The 19,048-nt window shown below is 33.1% G+C and carries 16 protein-coding genes; 15 read left to right on the top strand and 1 reads right to left on the bottom strand.

What is annotated here, in order from left to right:
* Positions 1 to 71: 71 nt before the first annotated feature.
* The 8 genes from HMPREF3154_RS01660 (at position 72) to HMPREF3154_RS01625 (ending at position 9,286) form a co-directional block, all read left to right on the top strand.
* On the top strand, positions 72 to 698 hold the full coding sequence (locus HMPREF3154_RS01660) for a DUF2179 domain-containing protein (RefSeq protein WP_002453623.1): 627 nt from the start codon (positions 72 to 74) through the stop codon (positions 696 to 698).
* On the top strand, positions 682 to 861 hold the full coding sequence (locus HMPREF3154_RS01655; RefSeq protein ID WP_002469715.1) for an NETI motif-containing protein: 180 nt from the start codon (positions 682 to 684) through the stop codon (positions 859 to 861). The genes HMPREF3154_RS01660 and HMPREF3154_RS01655 overlap by 17 nt, the downstream gene beginning before the upstream one ends.
* A 281-nt stretch (positions 862 to 1,142) precedes the next feature.
* Positions 1,143 to 2,438 carry an adenylosuccinate lyase gene (gene purB / locus HMPREF3154_RS01650; protein WP_002435899.1) on the top strand — a complete coding sequence of 432 codons (1,296 nt, stop codon included), beginning with the start codon at positions 1,143 to 1,145 and terminating at the stop codon, positions 2,436 to 2,438.
* A gap of 123 nt (positions 2,439 to 2,561) precedes the next feature.
* Complete coding sequence (locus tag HMPREF3154_RS01645) at positions 2,562 to 2,864, top strand: YerC/YecD family TrpR-related protein (RefSeq protein ID WP_002435940.1); 303 nt, start codon at positions 2,562 to 2,564, stop codon at positions 2,862 to 2,864.
* A 305-nt stretch (positions 2,865 to 3,169) separates the two neighbouring features.
* On the top strand, positions 3,170 to 3,859 hold the full coding sequence (locus tag HMPREF3154_RS01640) for a heptaprenylglyceryl phosphate synthase (protein WP_002435967.1): 690 nt from the start codon (positions 3,170 to 3,172) through the stop codon (positions 3,857 to 3,859).
* Entirely contained in the window at positions 3,859 to 6,054 is a 2,196-nt protein-coding gene (gene pcrA / locus HMPREF3154_RS01635; RefSeq protein WP_023350019.1) for a DNA helicase PcrA, read from the top strand. Before HMPREF3154_RS01640 ends, pcrA begins: the two co-directional genes overlap by 1 nt.
* 7 nt (positions 6,055 to 6,061) lie before the next feature.
* A complete protein-coding gene (gene ligA / locus HMPREF3154_RS01630) occupies positions 6,062 to 8,065 on the top strand; it encodes an NAD-dependent DNA ligase LigA (protein ID WP_023350020.1) in 2,004 nt (667 codons plus the stop codon).
* Between the two features lie 12 nt (positions 8,066 to 8,077).
* A complete protein-coding gene (locus HMPREF3154_RS01625; protein ID WP_023350021.1) occupies positions 8,078 to 9,286 on the top strand; it encodes a CamS family sex pheromone protein in 1,209 nt (402 codons plus the stop codon).
* Between the two features lie 73 nt (positions 9,287 to 9,359).
* Here the strand turns inward: HMPREF3154_RS01625 and putP are convergent, their stop codons facing one another.
* Entirely contained in the window at positions 9,360 to 10,895 is a 1,536-nt protein-coding gene (gene putP, locus HMPREF3154_RS01620) for a sodium/proline symporter PutP (RefSeq protein ID WP_023350022.1), read from the bottom strand.
* Positions 10,896 to 11,274: 379 nt separating this feature from the next.
* On the opposite strand from putP, the gene gatC reads away from it, so the two are divergent.
* The 7 genes from gatC to dinB all read left to right on the top strand — a co-directional run bounded on the left by gatC (position 11,275) and on the right by dinB (position 19,045).
* A complete protein-coding gene (gatC, locus tag HMPREF3154_RS01615) occupies positions 11,275 to 11,577 on the top strand; it encodes an Asp-tRNA(Asn)/Glu-tRNA(Gln) amidotransferase subunit GatC (protein ID WP_002435888.1) in 303 nt (100 codons plus the stop codon).
* 1 nt (position 11,578) lies between these two features.
* Positions 11,579 to 13,036 (top strand): Asp-tRNA(Asn)/Glu-tRNA(Gln) amidotransferase subunit GatA, encoded by a 1,458-nt coding sequence (gene gatA / locus HMPREF3154_RS01610; RefSeq protein WP_002435909.1) that lies wholly within the window; start codon positions 11,579 to 11,581, stop codon positions 13,034 to 13,036.
* 12 nt (positions 13,037 to 13,048) lie between these two features.
* The gene (gene gatB / locus HMPREF3154_RS01605; protein ID WP_002435944.1) at positions 13,049 to 14,476 is read left to right on the top strand and encodes an Asp-tRNA(Asn)/Glu-tRNA(Gln) amidotransferase subunit GatB; all 1,428 of its coding nucleotides are present in this window, start codon (positions 13,049 to 13,051) and stop codon (positions 14,474 to 14,476) included.
* Between the two features lie 240 nt (positions 14,477 to 14,716).
* Complete coding sequence (locus tag HMPREF3154_RS01600) at positions 14,717 to 15,667, top strand: diacylglycerol kinase (RefSeq protein ID WP_002435922.1); 951 nt, start codon at positions 14,717 to 14,719, stop codon at positions 15,665 to 15,667.
* Positions 15,668 to 15,754: 87 nt separating this feature from the next.
* Positions 15,755 to 17,122, top strand: a complete 1,368-nt coding sequence (gene rlmD, locus HMPREF3154_RS01595) for a 23S rRNA (uracil(1939)-C(5))-methyltransferase RlmD (protein ID WP_023350025.1) — start codon at positions 15,755 to 15,757, stop codon at positions 17,120 to 17,122.
* Between the two features lie 151 nt (positions 17,123 to 17,273).
* Positions 17,274 to 17,816, top strand: a complete 543-nt coding sequence (locus HMPREF3154_RS01590) for a DUF3267 domain-containing protein (RefSeq protein WP_023350026.1) — start codon at positions 17,274 to 17,276, stop codon at positions 17,814 to 17,816.
* A gap of 158 nt (positions 17,817 to 17,974) precedes the next feature.
* Positions 17,975 to 19,045 carry a DNA polymerase IV gene (dinB, locus tag HMPREF3154_RS01585; protein ID WP_002435885.1) on the top strand — a complete coding sequence of 357 codons (1,071 nt, stop codon included), beginning with the start codon at positions 17,975 to 17,977 and terminating at the stop codon, positions 19,043 to 19,045.
* Positions 19,046 to 19,048: the final 3 nt, after the last annotated feature.

The following is a 19,048-nucleotide window of genomic DNA, read 5'->3' as shown; positions in this document are numbered from 1 at the left end:
TTATTCTTAGTGACAAAATAATGTGTGACTGGTAAAATGATTTGGATTTATAGTTAGAAAAGAGGAATAATATGTCGGCAATCGCTCATAATCCATGGCTAATGGTATTGGCCATATTTGTAATCAATGTCTGTTATGTCACATTCTTGACGATGAGAACCATTTTAACATTGAAAGGCTATCGTTACATTGCTGCAGTGGTAAGTTTCCTTGAGGTACTTGTATATGTTGTTGGTTTAGGATTAGTTATGTCTAGTTTAGATCAAATCCAAAACATTTTTGCATATGCATTAGGCTTCTCAGTTGGAATCATCGTTGGTATGAAGATAGAAGAAAAACTAGCGTTAGGTTATACCGTAGTCAATGTGACTTCGTCAGAGTATGAATTAGATTTACCTAATGAATTAAGAAATTTAGGTTATGGTGTAACTCACTATGAAGCGTTTGGACGTGATGGTAGTCGAATGGTTATGCAAATTTTAACGCCACGTAAATATGAATTTAAGCTTATGGATACCATAAAAAACCTTGACCCTAAAGCGTTTATCATTGCTTATGAACCTAGAAATATTCATGGTGGATTCTGGGTTAAAGGGGTACGCAGACGTAAACTTAAAGCTTACGAGCCAGAACATCTAGATGTTGTAGTAGAACATGAAGAATTAGAAAGTGCGAAGACAAATGAGCAAAAAGTTTAAAGTTGAAGATAATGAGACCATTGCTGATTGCTTAGCTCGTATGCGCGAAGAAGGTTTTATGCCAACTCGTAGAATGGAAAAACCAGTCTATAAAGAAAATAAAGATGGAAGTATAGAAGTGCTCAAACAGGATATAATTTTTGTGGGTAAACCTATTAATTAAATCCATAATGCAAATTTCAATTGTGGTGCTTTTTAAAATTTTGAGTAGAACGGATATTTGTTTTGAAAGTCAGATATCTATTCTACTCTTTTTTTATAGTTAATTGAGTTTCTAAAGTAATTACAATAAAATATGAATATAAGGAAAAAACATTTATACATTTAGCTATAGTTTTGTTAAACTATAACCAACGAGTTAAATACGAACTTTTTTGAAAAAATCAAGTTTAATGTACAGTTTTTAAAATCTGCAATAATACATACGATTGGAGTTATTAAAGAATGATTGAACGCTATTCAAGAGAAGAAATGTCTAAAATTTGGACAGATCAAAATCGCTATGAGGCATGGTTAGAAGTAGAAATATTAGCATGCGAGGCATGGAGTGAATTAGGATATATCCCTAAAGAAGATGTCAAAAAAATTCGTGAAAATGCTAAAGTTGACGTTGATCGTGCAAAAGAAATTGAACTGGAAACACGTCATGATGTTGTAGCTTTTACAAGACAAGTGTCTGAAACGCTTGGTGAAGAAAGAAAATGGGTTCACTATGGTCTTACTTCAACAGATGTTGTAGATACCGCATTAAGCTTTGTTGTTAAACAAGCGAATGAAATTATTGAGAAAGACTTAGAAAGATTTATTGAAGTATTAGCTAATAAGGCTAAGAATTATAAATATACATTAATGATGGGGCGCACACATGGTGTCCATGCTGAACCGACTACTTTCGGTGTTAAAATGGCACTTTGGTATACAGAAATGAAACGTAACCTTAAACGCTTTAAAGAAGTGCGTAAAGAGATTGAAGTGGGTAAAATGAGTGGTGCAGTAGGTACATTTGCTAATATTCCTCCCGAAATTGAAGCATATGTTTGTAAGCACTTAGGCATTGATACTGCACCAGTTTCTACTCAAACATTACAAAGAGATCGACATGCATACTATATTGCTACTCTAGCGTTAATTGCTACTTCCTTAGAGAAATTTGCAGTGGAAATCCGTAACCTACAAAAAACAGAAACACGTGAAGTAGAAGAAGCTTTCGCTAAAGGACAAAAGGGTTCATCGGCTATGCCGCATAAACGTAACCCTATTGGTTCTGAAAATATTACAGGTATTTCACGAGTAATTCGTGGATATATTACTACAGCATATGAAAATGTACCTCTTTGGCATGAGCGAGATATTTCTCATTCATCTGCAGAAAGAATCATGTTACCAGATGTAACAATTGCTTTAGATTATGCATTAAACCGATTCACAAATATTGTAGATCGCCTTACTGTATTTGAAGATAATATGAGAACTAACATTGATAAAACATTTGGTTTGATTTTCTCACAACGTGTATTATTAGCTTTAATTAATAAGGGAATGGTTAGGGAAGAAGCCTATGATAAAGTTCAACCAAAAGCAATGGAATCTTGGGAAACTAAAACACCATTTAGAGAATTAATTGAACAAGACGATACCATCACAAATGTTCTATCTAAAGAAGAATTGGACGAGTGTTTCAATCCTAAACACCATCTTAATCAAGTTGATACAATTTTCGAGCGTGCTGGATTAGAATAAAAATGATAAACTAAATGTGATAAATGCGACTTAAATCCTATACTTTTTTCATTGAATCTACTACACTTTAACTAATTAGTACGTTAAAATGATAAAATAATAAGTGTATAGGGGTTGTTCGAGATGCAAATTGAAAAATTACGTGGGCAAGCATTGGATGAATTATTTGATGCGATCCTAGCGCTAGAAAATAGAGAAGAATGCTATCAGTTTTTCGATGATTTATGCACTGTGAATGAAATACAGTCGCTATCTCAGAGACTTCAAGTTGCTAAAATGATTAAACAAGGTTATACGTATGCAACGATTGAAGACGAATCTGGTGCATCAACTGCAACGATATCTAGAGTTAAGCGTTCGTTACAATGGGGTAATGATGCATATACTATGATTTTAGATAGACTTAATATAGAAACAAAGTCATAAAAGCATTTGAATGATTTAGTAAATGTTCTAAGAATTAATTTTTATGTTTTATATATTTAGGCTTCAAGAAGTGTTAATCCACTTTTTGAAGTCTTTTTAATATTTGTGGTAATAAGTGGTTAATCAAATATATTATCAAGATGTGCAAGATATAAAGATTTAACTTTGAAAAATCTAAGATTCAGTTATCTTTAAAATCATTAAGTTTTATCTGAAATGATGTATTATTATCTTTTTTACTCTTTAGAACTTAACACTTAAAAATGCTATAATTTAGGGTATGTTAAATAAAGGAGTTTCAGAAAATGTATGACATAACAAAGTGGAAACATATATTTAAACTAGATCCGGCTAAGTCAATATCTGACGATGATTTAGAAGCAATATGCATGTCAAATACAGATGCAATTATGATTGGTGGTACGGATAATGTAACCGAGGATAATGTCATTCATTTAATGAGTAGAGTGAGACGTTATCCATTACCACTTGCATTAGAGGTTTCAAATGTTGAAAGTGTAATGCCTGGATTTGATTTTTATTTTATTCCTACAGTGATGAATAGTAATGATACAACATATCATAATGGTATTTTATTAGAAGCTCTCAAACAATTTGGTCATGTAATAAACTTTGAGGAAGTAATATTTGAAGGGTATTTAATACTGAATTCAGATAGTAAAGTTGCACGCAAAACTGGAGCTCAAACGGAATTAAATATTGAAGATGTTGAAGCATATGCGCAGATGGCTAATGAACTCTATCATTTCCCTGTTATGTATTTAGAATATAGTGGGGCATATGGTGACATAGAAAAAGTAAAGGCCGTATCTCAAATGCTTACTGAAACACAACTCTTCTATGGTGGGGGTATCTCAAATTTAGGTCAAGCTCAAGAAATGGCTGACTTTGCAGATACGATTATCGTAGGAAATATTATATATACTGATATTAAAAAAGCGCTAAAAACTGTAAAAATAAAGGAGTCTAATTAATGAATTCGCTAGTAAAGAATATGAATACAGAACAAAGTGAAGCTGTAAGAACGACTGAAGGGCCATTGCTTATTATGGCTGGCGCGGGGTCAGGGAAAACACGCGTATTAACACATCGTATTGCTTATTTATTAGATGAAAAAGATGTGTCTCCTTACAATATTTTAGCGATTACTTTTACGAATAAAGCAGCTAAAGAAATGAAAGAACGTGTTGAACAATTGGTCGGAGAAGAGGCTCAAGTTATTTGGATGTCCACATTCCATTCTATGTGCGTGAGAATCTTAAGAAGGGATGCAGATAGAATTGGAATAGAACGCAATTTCACTATCATTGATCCTACTGACCAAAAATCTGTTATTAAAGATGTTTTGAAAAATGAAAACATAGATAGCAAGCGTTTTGAACCAAGAATGTTCATTGGAGCAATAAGTAATCTTAAAAATGAATTGAAAACACCAGATGATGCTCAAAAAGAAGCAAATGACTTTCACTCACAAATGGTTGCTACTGTATACAAAGGTTATCAAAGACAATTATCACGAAATGAAGCATTAGACTTTGATGATTTAATAATGACTACAATAAACCTCTTTGAACGTGTTCCTGATGCGCTAGAATATTATCAAAATAAGTTTCAATATATTCATGTCGATGAATATCAAGATACAAACAAAGCGCAGTACACTTTAGTGAAATTACTTGCTAATAAATTTAAAAATCTTTGCGTTGTAGGTGACTCAGATCAATCTATCTATGGTTGGCGTGGCGCTGATATACAAAACATTTTATCTTTCGAAGAGGATTATCCTGAAGCGAAGACCATTTTCCTAGAGCAAAATTATCGTTCTACTAAAAATATATTAAATGCAGCTAATGAAGTGATTAAAAACAATTCAGAACGTAAACCTAAGGGATTATGGACTGCAAATACAGGTGGAGACAAAATCCAATATTATGAAGCGATGACAGAACGTGATGAAGCTGAGTATGTTGTGAAAGAAATTATGAAACATCAAAGAAATGGTAAGAAGTATAGCGATATGGCAATACTTTATAGAACTAATGCACAATCACGTGTACTAGAGGAAACATTCATGAAATCTAACATTCCATACACTATGGTTGGAGGTCAAAAGTTCTATGACCGTAAAGAAATCAAAGACTTACTAAGCTATTTACGCGTAATTGCGAATAGTAACGATGATATTAGTTTACAGCGTATTATTAATGTTCCTAAAAGAGGGATAGGGCCTTCTTCAGTTGAGAAGATTCAAACCTATGCAGTTCAAAGCAATATAAGTATGTTCGATGCATTAGGAGAAGTGGACTTTATTGGTCTCTCTAAGAAAGTTACACAGGAATGCATTAACTTTTATGAGACAATAACTCATTTAATAAAGGAACAAGAATTTCTTGAAATAAGTGAAATTGTAGAGGAAGTCTTAAAAAAATCAGGTTATCGTGACATGTTAGAGAGAGAACAGACACTTGAATCACGTAGTCGTTTAGAAAACTTAGATGAATTTATGTCTGTACCGAAAGACTATGAGGAAAATACACCATTAGAAGAACAATCTTTAATCAATTTCTTAACTGATTTATCACTTGTCGCTGATATAGATGAAGCAGATACGCAAAGTGGTGTAACGATGATGACTATGCACTCTGCGAAAGGTTTAGAGTTTCCAATTGTTTTTATTATGGGTATGGAAGAATCACTATTCCCTCATATTCGAGCTATTAAATCAGATGATGATCATGAAATGGAAGAGGAACGTCGAATTTGTTATGTGGCAATTACCCGTGCTGAAGAATTATTATATGTCACGAATGCCACTACAAGAATGTTATTTGGACGTTCACAATCCAATATGCCTTCTAGATTTTTAAAGGAAATTCCAGAAGAGTTACTTGAAAGTCATACTGGTAATAAACGACAAACAATCCAACAACCAAAAGCTAAACCACAACAGAAAAGAGGATTTAGCAAACGAATGACTTCACCTAAGAAACAAGTTTCATCTTCAGAATGGAAAGTAGGAGACAAGGTGACTCACAAAGCTTGGGGTGAAGGAATGGTTAGCAATGTAAATGAGAAAAATGGTTCGGTAGAATTGGATATCATATTTAAATCTGAAGGACCTAAACGTTTACTTGCTCAATTTGCGCCAATAGAGAAGAAGGAGGACTAATAAGGGGATGAAAGATTTACAATCTCGTGTAAATGAACTACATGATTTATTAAACCAATATAGCTATGAATATTATGTTCAGGATAATCCATCTGTACCAGATAGTGAATATGATAAATTATTACATGAACTTATAGATATTGAAGAGAAGCATCCCGAATATAAGACTGCTGATTCACCTACTGTACGTGTAGGTGGAGAGGCGCAGTCCTCATTTGAAAAGGTAAATCATGATACACCAATGTTAAGTTTAGGGAATGCATTTAATGAAGAAGATTTAAGAAAGTTCGACCAACGTATTAGAGAAAATATCGGAAACGTCGAGTATATGTGCGAACTAAAAATCGATGGATTAGCTGTTTCTCTCAAATATCAAAATGGTAGATTCGTTCAAGGATTGACACGAGGTGATGGCACTACTGGAGAGGATATTACTGAGAATTTAAGAACTATCCACGCTATACCATTAAAAATTAAGGAACCACTTAATTTTGAGGTGCGTGGAGAAGCCTATATGCCTAGACAATCATTTATGAATCTAAATGCGGAAAAGGAAGAGAATGGTGAACAACCTTTTGCGAATCCAAGAAATGCAGCAGCAGGATCTTTAAGACAACTTGATTCTAAACTTGCAGCCAAAAGAAAGTTAAGTGTCTTCTTGTATAGCGTAAATGATTTAACTGAGTTTGATGCAACAACTCAAAGTGGGGCTTTACAAGAACTTGATGACTTAGGTTTTAAAACAAACCAAGAAAGAGAACGAGTAGCTGATATTGATGGTGTTCTCGACTATATAGAGAAATGGACTGAGAAAAGAGAGTCTTTATCATATGATATTGACGGTATTGTTATTAAAGTAAATGATTTAGATCAACAAGAGGAAATGGGGTACACACAGAAATCTCCAAGATGGGCAATTGCCTACAAATTTCCTGCTGAAGAAGTCGTTTCAAAACTATTAGATATCGAGTTAAGCATAGGGAGAACTGGTGTAGTAACTCCAACAGCTATTCTTGAACCCGTTAGAGTAGCAGGTACAACTGTTTCTAGAGCGTCTTTACATAATGAGGACCTCATACATGAAAGAGATATTCGTATTGGTGACAGTGTAGTAGTTAAGAAGGCTGGTGACATCATTCCTGAAGTAGTCAAGAGCATATTAGATAGACGACCAAAGGATGCCAAGACATATCATATGCCAACACATTGCCCAAGTTGCGATCATGAGTTGGTTAGAATAGAGGGTGAAGTTGCACTTCGTTGCATCAATCCTAAATGTCAAGCACAACTTATAGAAGGACTAATACATTTCGTCTCTAGACAAGCAATGAACATTGATGGACTTGGAACAAAAATTATTCAACAATTATATGAAAATGAGTTAATCAAAGATGTTGCAGATATCTTTTATCTTAAAGAAGAAGACTTGCTTCCTTTAGAACGTATGGGTAATAAAAAAGTTGAGAATCTATTAGCTGCTATAGAGAAAGCTAAAGATAACTCACTTGAACATTTATTATTTGGTCTAGGTATCAGACATTTAGGTGTTAAAGCAAGCCAAGTTCTAGCAGAGAAATATGAAACGATGGATCGTTTATTAAATGTGACTGAGGAAGAACTTGTAGCGATACATGATATAGGTGATAAACTAGCTCAATCTGTTGTCACTTATTTAGAAAATCAAGATATTCGTGCTTTAATTCAAAAATTAAAAGACAAAAATGTTAATATGAATTATAAAGGAATTAAAACTACAGAAATTGAGGGCCATCCTGAATTTAATGGTAAAACTATTGTATTAACTGGTAAACTAGAACAAATGACAAGAAGTGAAGCTACACAATGGTTAGAAATGCAAGGGGCTAAAGTAACAAGTAGTGTTACTAAAAGTACAGATATTGTTATAGCCGGTGCTGACGCAGGTTCTAAACTTGCTAAAGCTGAAAAGTTTGGTACAGAAATTTGGACTGAAGATGAATTTGCTAAAAAACAAAAAGAATTAAATAATTAGAGGAGTACGTCGATGAAGCGAACAATTATTTTACTCATTTCGACAATATTTTTATTAGCTGCATGTAATAACAATCAAAAAGATAACCAATCTGATAAAGATGAAAGTGGAAGTAAGAATAGTCAAAATACGAACCAAGTAAAACAAATTGCAACAGACAAAAATGTTCAAGGAGATAATTATAGAACAATTTTACCTTTTAAAGAAAGCCAAGCGAGAGGTCTCTTGCAAGATAATATGGCAAATAGCTATAACGGTGAAGATTTTGAAAGTGGCTTATTGACTTTAAGTAAAGAAGTATTCCCGACAAATAAATATCTTTACCAAGATGGACAGTATTTAGATAAGAAGACAATTAATGCCTATTTAAATCCTAAATACACGAAAAAAGAAATTGATAAGATGAGTGAGAACGAGAAGAAAAGTAAGAAAGCGAATGAAAACCTTGGTCTTAATCCTTCACACAATGGTGAAACAGACGAAGAAAAAATAGCAAAACAATCACCAGCTTATCTTTCAAATATACTAGAACAAGATTTTTATGGTAATAATGATTCTAAAGCTAAAAATATCAAAGGCATGACGATTGGACTAGCTATGAATAGTGTTTACTATTATCAAAAAGAAAAAGATGGAGAAACATATAGTAAAAAATTAGATGATAAAGAAATTGAAAAACAAGGTAAACAAATGGCAAGTGAAATGTTATCTCGCTTACGTGAAAATAGCGATTTAAAAGATATACCAATTCATTTTGCAATTTATAAACAATCAGGCCAAGATTCTATTACACCAGGTGAATTTATTGCTGGTGCAACTGCAGATGATGGTAAAACAAAAATTAATGAATGGGACGCTATTAAAGAAAAATCAGCCTTGCTTCCTTCCTCAACTGCAGAGGATTATAATGAAACATTAAATAATAATTTCAAACAATTTAATGATAATTTACAATCTTACTTCTCTAACTTTACTCAAGCAGTAGGTAAAGTGAAATTTATTAATAAGAAACCAAAACAATTAACTGTTGATTTACCAATCGATTATTATGGGCAAGCTGAAACTATTGGTATTACTCAATATGTTACAGAGCAAGCTGAAAAATATTTTGATAATATTGATGAGTATGAAATTCGCATCAAAGATGGTAATACACCTCGTGCATTAATTAGCAAATCGAAAGATGATAAAGAACCACAAGTTCATATCTATCATAATTAATATAGTTATAGGCGCCTTCGACTAGTATAAGTGATAAAGTCGAAGGCGCCTATTTTAATGTTTAATTTAGAATTTATTCTCGAACGATTTGCTTCACTTTGTTTAAATCATTTTCAACGAAAGTACCTGGCTTCTTAGTTAATTTACTTACAAAATAAGTAACCATTACGCTGATGATAAAGCCTGGAATAATTTCGTACATTCCAAATAATTCGTTGACCGAAGCAAGTGGTTTAATCCATGCTATCCAAATGATAACGACTAGAGAACCTGCAATCATACCACTCACGGCTCCAGCACGTGTGAGGTCTTTCCAATACAGTGAAAATAGTACAAGTGGGCTAAATGCAGCACCAAAACCTGCCCAAGCATTACCCACAAGGTTAAGAATTGTGTCATTTGGATGCCAAGCGATAGCTATTGCAACTATGGCAACAACTAGTACTGACAAACGGCCTACCATTACAAATTCTTTTTGATGAGCTGCTGCTTTATCTTCACCCCGTACAAGTTTATAAAAATCTTCAGTTAAAGAACTAGATGTTACTAATAGTTGGGAAGAAATAGTGCTCATAATTGCAGCTAAAATTGCCGCTAACAAGAAACCACCAACAAGAGGGTGGAATAAAACTTGGCTCATAACAATAAATAGTGTTTCTGGATCTTCTAATTTGATGTGTTTTTCAGAAATAAACGCGATACCTGTTAAACCAACTCCCACTGCACCAAGTAAACCTATTGCCATCCAACTAATTCCTAAACGTCTTGCTTTAGGTAATAACTTATGAGATTTAATAGACATGAATCGTACTATGATATGTGGTTGTCCAAAGTAACCAAGTCCCCAAGAAAATAGAGATATAATACCAATTACAGTTGTTCCTCTAAATAAATCTAAATTTGTTGGTTTCATTTGTGCCACTTCATGAAACGTGTCCCATCCATTTAATTTTAAAAGGGCAACAATAGGTACCATTACCATTGCAATAAGCATAATCACGCCTTGGAAAAAGTCAGTAATTGATACAGCTAAATAACCTCCGAAAAAGGTGTATAGGATAACGATGAGTGCAACTAATATCAATCCAAAATGGTAATTAAGTCCGAAGGCACTTTCGAATAATTTACCACCTGAAACGAATCCAGAATGAGTATATAAAGTAAAGAAGACAACAATAATTAATCCAGAAATAATTTTAATCACATTTTGGTTATCATTCAATCTATTCTTGAAGAAATCAGGTAAGGTGATGGCATCCCCAGCAATTTCTGTATAGACTCGTAATCTAGAAGCGACGACGAAATAGTTGATATATGCACCAAGTGTTAAACCTATTGTTATCCATATGGCAGAAAGACCTGTGCTATAGACTGAACCTGGAAGTCCCATAATCATCCAGCCACTCATATCAGAAGCACCTGCTGATAGAGCTGTAATATATGGTCCTATATTACGTCCTCCTAGCATAAATTCACTTAAATTGCCCGTAGCTTGTTTGTAACCGTAAAAGCCGATAACGAGCAGAATAATAAAGTAAGCAGCAATCATAATGTATGTTTGCCAATTCGCATCGACTTGGTTACTGAGTGTAGAACCTAATGTCAGCATATGAAACACTCCCTTTACTTTGTTTTTAAATAAGTTATTTGTAATATTATACATGATAATGAAATGTTCAGAAAAGTAAAAATTCAATATTTGTAAAATAATAGCTTTAATACCAGTATAGAAAGCGCTTACTCGAAAGTTTGGAATTAACTTTCGATTGTATAAAATTGCATATTATTTAAAATTTAAAAGTAGAAGTTGTATGAATGTTATTATGTAAGATTGAATTAACTTAAATATGTAACCTAATTTAAGGAAGTTTATAAAGGCTGATATATCAAGCCTTTATTTTATCTAACATCGTTATAAAAACTTAGATTTTTATAGCGAAATTTGATACAATTTGATGATGAATGAGTATTAAGGAGGCTTTTATTTAATGACTAAAGTTACACGTGAAGAAGTTGAACATATTGCTAATTTAGCTAGACTTCAAATTTCTTCTGAAGAAACAGAAGAAATGGCTAATACCTTAGAAAGTATTTTAGATTTTGCGAAACAAAATGATAGTGCTGATACTGAAGGTGTTGAGCCAACTTATCACGTATTAGATTTACAAAACGTGTTACGTGACGATAAAGCAATCGAGGGCATTCCTCAAGAATTAGCATTGAAAAATGCAAAAGAAACAGAAGATGGACAATTTAAAGTGCCATCCATCATGAATGGGGAGGACGCTTAAGATGAGTATTCGCTATGAATCTGTTGAAAAATTAACAGAAATGATTAAGAACAAAGAAATTAAACCTTCTGAAGTTGTTAAAGATATTTATGCAGCTATTGAAGAAACAGACCCAACTATCAAATCTTTCTTAGCTTTAGATAAAGAGAATGCTATTAAAAAAGCAGAAGAACTAGATGATTTACAAGCGAAGGATCAAATGGACGGTAAATTATTTGGTATTCCTATGGGAATTAAAGATAATATTATTACCAAAGATGTAGAAACTACATGTGCGAGTAAAATGCTTGAAGGATTCGTACCAATATACGAGTCTACTGTAATGAACAAATTACATGGAGAAAATGCCGTACTTATTGGTAAATTAAATATGGATGAGTTTGCAATGGGTGGTTCAACTGAAACATCTTACTTTAAGAAAACGTTAAACCCATTCGATCATACAGCAGTACCTGGAGGTTCTTCTGGTGGTTCAGCAGCAGCTGTTGCAGCAGGTTTAGTACCATTTAGTTTAGGATCTGATACAGGAGGTTCTATCAGACAACCAGCAGCATATTGTGGTGTCGTAGGTATGAAACCTACATATGGACGTGTATCACGTTTTGGTTTAGTGGCTTTTGCTTCTTCTTTAGATCAAATTGGTCCTATTACACGCAACGTTAAAGATAACGCAATTGTACTTGAAACAATTTCAGGTGTAGATGCAAATGATTCAACTAGTGCACCAGTAGAAGATGTTGATTTCACTTCAGATATTGGTAAAGATATCAAAGGTCTTAAAGTAGCTTTACCTAAAGAATACTTAGGAGAAGGTGTAAGTGAAGAAGTCAAAACGTCTGTTAAAGAAGCTGTTGAGACGTTAAAATCTTTAGGTGCTGAAGTAGGAGAAGTTTCATTACCTAACACTAAATATGGTATTCCTTCTTATTATGTAATTGCATCATCTGAAGCATCTGCAAACTTAGCTCGTTTTGATGGCATCCGTTATGGCTACCATTCAAAAGAAGCTCAATCGTTAGAAGAGTTATATAAAATGTCAAGATCTGAAGGCTTCGGAGCTGAAGTTAAACGTCGTATCTTCTTAGGAACATTCGCTTTAAGCTCAGGTTACTACGATGCTTACTATAAAAAGTCTCAAAAAGTGAGAACATTAATTAAAAATGATTTTGATAAAGTATTTGAAGAATATGATGTAGTGGTAGGACCAACTGCGCCAACAACTGCATTTAATTTAGGCGAAGAAATTGATGATCCATTAACTATGTATGCAAATGATTTACTAACAACACCAGTTAACTTAGCTGGTTTACCTGGTATTTCTGTTCCTTGCGGACAATTTAACGGACGACCAATTGGTTTACAATTTATCGGTAAACCTTTCGATGAAAAGACGTTATATCGTGTAGCTTATCAATATGAAACACAATACAACTTACATGACGCATACGAAAAATTATAAGGAGTGGAAACCATGCATTTTGAAACAGTTATAGGACTTGAAGTTCACGTAGAGTTAAAAACAGACTCAAAAATGTTCTCTCCATCACCAGCACATTTTGGAGCTGAACCTAACTCAAATACAAATGTTATCGACTTAGCATATCCAGGTGTATTACCGGTTGTAAATAGACGTGCAGTAGATTGGGCTATGAGAGCTTCAATGGCTTTAAATATGGATATCGCTACAAATTCTAAATTTGACCGTAAAAACTATTTCTATCCTGATAATCCAAAGGCATATCAGATTTCTCAATTTGATGAACCAATTGGTGAAAATGGTTATATTGATATTGAAGTAGATGGAGAAACTAAACGTATTGGTATTACACGTCTTCACATGGAAGAAGATGCGGGTAAATCAACACATAAAGATGGTTATTCTCTAGTTGACTTAAATCGTCAAGGTACGCCTCTAATTGAAATTGTTTCTGAACCTGACATTCGTTCACCTCAAGAAGCTTATGCTTATTTAGAAAAGTTACGTTCAATTATTCAATATACAGGTGTTTCTGATTGTAAGATGGAAGAAGGTTCACTACGTTGTGATGCTAATATTTCATTACGCCCTTATGGACAAGAAGAATTTGGTACCAAAACTGAATTGAAAAACCTTAACTCATTTAACTATGTAAGAAAAGGTTTAGAATATGAAGAAAAACGCCAAGAAGAAGAATTACTCAATGGTGGCGAAATTGGGCAAGAAACACGTCGCTTTGATGAATCAACTGGTAAAACTATTTTAATGCGTGTTAAAGAAGGTTCTGATGATTATCGTTATTTCCCAGAGCCAGATATTGTACCTTTATATGTTGATGAAGAATGGAAAGAACGTGTACGTCAAACGATTCCTGAGTTGCCAGATGAGCGTAAAGCTAAATATGTGAATGATTTAGGTTTACCTGAATACGATGCACATGTCTTAACACTTACCAAAGAAATGTCAGATTTCTTTGAAGGTGCCATCGAACATGGTGCTGATGTTAAGTTAACGTCTAACTGGTTAATGGGTGGCGTAAATGAATATTTAAATAAAAATCAAGTCGAATTACAAGATACACAATTGACACCTGAAAATCTTGCAGGAATGATCAAATTGATTGAAGACGGTACTATGAGTAGTAAAATTGCTAAAAAAGTCTTCCCAGAACTTGCAGAAAATGGTGGAGATGCTAAACAAATTATGGAAGATAAAGGTTTAGTACAAATTTCAGATGAAGCGACGTTATTAAAATTCGTTAATGAAGCTTTAGATAATAATCCTCAATCTGTAGAAGACTATAAAAACGGTAAAGGCAAAGCTATGGGCTTCTTAGTTGGACAAATTATGAAAGCTTCAAAAGGCCAAGCTAACCCTCAAAAAGTTAATGGTTTATTAAAACAAGAATTAGATAAACGCTAATCCGTCACATATCATTTTCAAAGCTTCTATTACATGTCAACAAACATGTGATAGAAGCTTTTTTAGATTAAAAGATCCAAATAAACATCTTTGATGTTAAAATTCTTAAAAATAAAATCATTTTGAGCCTCTCTAAAATTAATATTGTCGATAAGTTGAGAGAATTAGTAATAAATACTTTTAACTGATGTTTAAATCATTTAATATAATGTATGAGTATATGAAGTCGAGGGATTAACTATGAGAAAACGTGCAAGAATTATATATAACCCGACATCAGGGAAAGAACTATTTAAACGCGTATTACCAGATGTATTAATTAAATTAGAGAAAGCTGGCTATGAAACAAGTGCGTTTGCTACTGAGAAAGCTGGCGACGCAACAATAGAAGCGGAAAGAGCATTGAGTAGTCATTATGATTTGTTAATTGTAGCAGGTGGTGATGGTACTTTAAATGAAGTTGTTAATGGTATCGCTGAGCAACCAAATCGTCCTAAATTAGGAATCATTCCAATGGGCACTGTCAATGACTTTGGGCGTGCATTACATTTACCAAATGATATTATGGGTGCTGTTGATATTATCATAGAGGGTCATACTACTAAAGTAGATATCGGTAAGATGAATAACCGTTACTTTATTAATTTGGCAGCAGGAGGTAGACTCACTCAAGTCTCTTATGAGACGCCAAGTAAACTTAAATCTATTGTTGGACCTTTTGCATATTACATTAAAGGGTTTGAAATGTTACCACAAATGAAGGCTGTAGATATTCGTATTGAATATGATAATAAGGTATTCCAAGGGGAAGCATTGCTCTTCTTACTTGGTCTGACGAATTCTATGGCAGGATTTGAAAAGTTAGTACCTGATGCAAAATTAGACGATGGATATTTCACTTTAATTATTGTGGAAAAAGCCAATTTAGCTGAGCTAGGACATATCATGACTTTAGCTTCCCGTGGTGAACATACAAAACATCCTAAAGTAATTTATGAAAAAGCTAAGTCAATTAATATTTCATCATATACCGAAATGCAATTAAATGTTGATGGTGAATATGGTGGTAAATTGCCAGCGAATTTCTTAAATTTAGAACGTCATATTGAAGTATTTACGCCTAAAGATGTCTTTAATGAAGAATTATTAGATAATGGTTCAACACCTGATATTACCACTGAAAAGCAGTAAACTATAACTGAGCAATTAGAATATTAATAAGAAGGTTAGGAGACCCAGAATTGATATCCTAACCTTTTTGTATGTGGGGGAAATATTTTGGAAACATTAAAAAAGAATGAGGTGCATACTGGAAAAGTTATCGATTTAACGCATGAAGGGCATGGCGTTGTAAAAATTGATCGTTATCCAGTGTTTGTGCCTAATGCTCTTATAGAAGAAGAGATAGAATACAAATTGATTAAAGTGAAAAAGAATTTTGCAATTGGTAAACTTCTTGAAGTAAAAAATAAAAGTAAAGATAGAGTTGAGCCTCCTTGCGTATATTATTACAAATGTGGTGGATGTCAGTTGCAACATATGACTTATCAAGCTCAATTAAATATGAAAAAAGAACAAGTTGTTAATCTATTTCATCGTAAAGGTCCTTTCGAAGATACACCGATTCAGCCTACGTTAGGAATGGAACAACCATGGAGATACCGTAATAAATCTCAGATTCCAGTAGGGAAAGATAAAGATAATAAAGCTATCATGGGATTCTATAGACAACGAAGTCATGACATTATCGATATGGATAGTTGTCTAATTCAAGATGAACAACACCAAAATATTATGAACTATGTAAAACATTGGTTTAATGAACTTAATATGAGTATCTATGATGAAAAAAATAAAAGAGGTTTAATGAGGCACTTAGTCATTAGAACGGGGTATCATACTGATGAAATAATGGTCATCTTTGTTACAAATGGTAAGAAATTTAAAAATGCGAATGTATTAGTGCAAAAACTTATCTCAGAATTTCCAAATATAACAAGCATTAAACAAAATATTAATGATACGCATTCAAATGTCATTATGGGACCTCAATCTGTAACGTTGTATGGTAAAGATAAAATTGTTGATGAGTTAAGTGAGGTTACATTTAATATATCAGATCAATCCTTCTATCAAATAAATTCTGCCCAGACTGAGAAACTCTATCAAAAAGCGATTGATTATGCTCAATTAACAGGAGAGGAAATTGTATTAGACACTTATTGCGGTATTGGTACAATAGGTTTGTATATGGCTCCTCAAGCTAAGCATGTTTATGGTGTTGAAGTAGTACCATCTGCTATTAAAGACGCACAGGAGAATGCGACTAAAAACCAATTAAACAATACGACTTTTGAATGTGGGAAAGCTGAAGATGTTATTTTAGAATGGAAAGCACAAGGAATAAAACCTGACGTAGTGATGGTTGATCCACCAAGAAAAGGTTGCGATGAGACGTTTATTAAAACGTTGCTCAAATTAAATCCCAAACGCATTGTATATATTTCCTGTAATCCATCTACTCAACAAAGAGATGCGCAATTATTATCAGATAATTATCATTTAGTTGAAATAACTCCAGTGGATATGTTCCCACAAACAACACATATAGAAACTGTGGCCTTATTTGAACGCAAAGAGAATTAAAAAATCTCAAAGATAGAATACAATTAATTGCAAATGTGTATTGAATGTTAAGGTATTATTACAAGCAACTTACTTTCTTGAAAAGAGTCTTTTTTAACCAAATTAAAAGATGTATACTATGGTTGAAAAATAGCGAATTGGAGGGTTGGTTGTGCATAAAATAGATTTATCAGAGAATAAATTTCAACTTCAGCGATTTATTTTATTGCAAATTGTATTTGGATTATTTGTCGTATTATTTACTTATAAATGGGCTTATAAAGTGACTCATCTGATTGAACAAAATATAGTGATGAACCTGTTCTATGGATTCATAGGTTTTATTATATTATTAATTGTTCATGAGCTTATTCACAGATTACTATTTATACTATTTTCAAAAGGTGAAAAACCTTCAATTAAATACAATAAACGATCCATCATCATGCAATTCTCCAATACATGTTTTAATAGATGGCAATTTACAACAATTATGTTAGCGCCACTTGTGATGATTAGTTTAACATTACTTATACTTATTCAAATGTATTCTTACTCATCACTCATTTTCATGTTTAGTATACATATGAGTTACTGTATGATAGATGTATTTCTAGTAGCACTTGCATTTACTAGTAAATTTAAATACGTTCAAAAATATGATGAAGGATTATACTTATATCAAAGTAAACCAACCCAAGCAAATCATGAATAATAGATTAACCACTTGTTCAAATAGACGAGCAAGTGGTTTTTATTATTGAAACCATTCTAAAGCATACATTTTAAAGTGTGCACAATACATGTAAAATATTTATTTAAAGCGTATAATAATATCAAGCTATTTTAAAAAATGGAAAGTGAGGTGAGACTTTGGCAGAGAGAAGGATTATTCACATTGATATGGATTATTTCTTTGCGCAAGTAGAAATGCGAGATAATCCTCAACTTAAAGGCAAACCAGTCATTGTAGGGGGTAAAGCGAGTCATCGTGGCGTAGTATCAACTGCATCTTATGAAGCAAGGAAATATGGTGTGCATTCAGCAATGCCAATGTCTCAAGCTCATAAACTTTGCCCAAATGGATATTACGTAACTAGTCGTTTTGGTGCATATAGAGAAGTTTCACAACAGATTATGGATATCTTTCGAAGTTACACAGAAATTGTAGAACCTATGTCATTAGATGAAGCATATTTAGATATCACACATCTCGTTCGACCAGATATGCCCGCGTCTAGAATTGCGAACTATATTCGACGTGATATCTACGAACAAACGCAATTAACTGCTTCAGCTGGTGTATCATATAATAAATTTTTAGCTAAATTAGCGAGTGGAATGAATAAACCAAATGGTATGACCGTTATAGACTATCAAAATGTACATGAGATATTAATGAATTTAGACATAGGTGAATTTCCTGGAGTTGGGAAAGCTTCAAAGAAAGTTATGCATAATAATGGCATCTACACTGGGCAAGATTTGTACGACAAAGATGAATTTGAACTAATTCGTCTATTCGGGAAAAGAGGCCGCGGTTTATATAATAAAGCTAGAGGTATTGATAACAATGAAGTGAAAGCTACCCGAGTGAGAAAATCAGTAGGAACTGAGCGCACCTTTTCAACTGATGTAAATGATGACGATGAAATTTTGAGGAAAGTATGGGAACTTTCTGGTAAAACTGCAGAAAGATTAAACAAATTACAGAAATCCGGTAAAACAGTAACAGTAAAAATTAAAACCTTTAAATATGAGACGTTATCGAAACAAACAAGTTTAAGAGATTCTGTTCAATCAGAAAACGACATTTATAATATAGCTTATACACTCTATAATGATTTAAAAGATCCTGATATACCTATTCGACTTATAGGCGTAACAGTGGGAAATTTAGAGCAATCAAGTTATCGAAATATGACAATATATGATTTTATATAAAAA

The sequence above is a fragment of the Staphylococcus sp. HMSC06C11 genome (genome assembly GCF_001808345.1).
Taxonomy (GTDB): Bacteria; Bacillota; Bacilli; order Staphylococcales; family Staphylococcaceae; genus Staphylococcus; species Staphylococcus capitis.
Note: the sequence above shows the minus strand (reverse complement) of the source record. Positions and strands in the feature narration are given on the sequence as shown.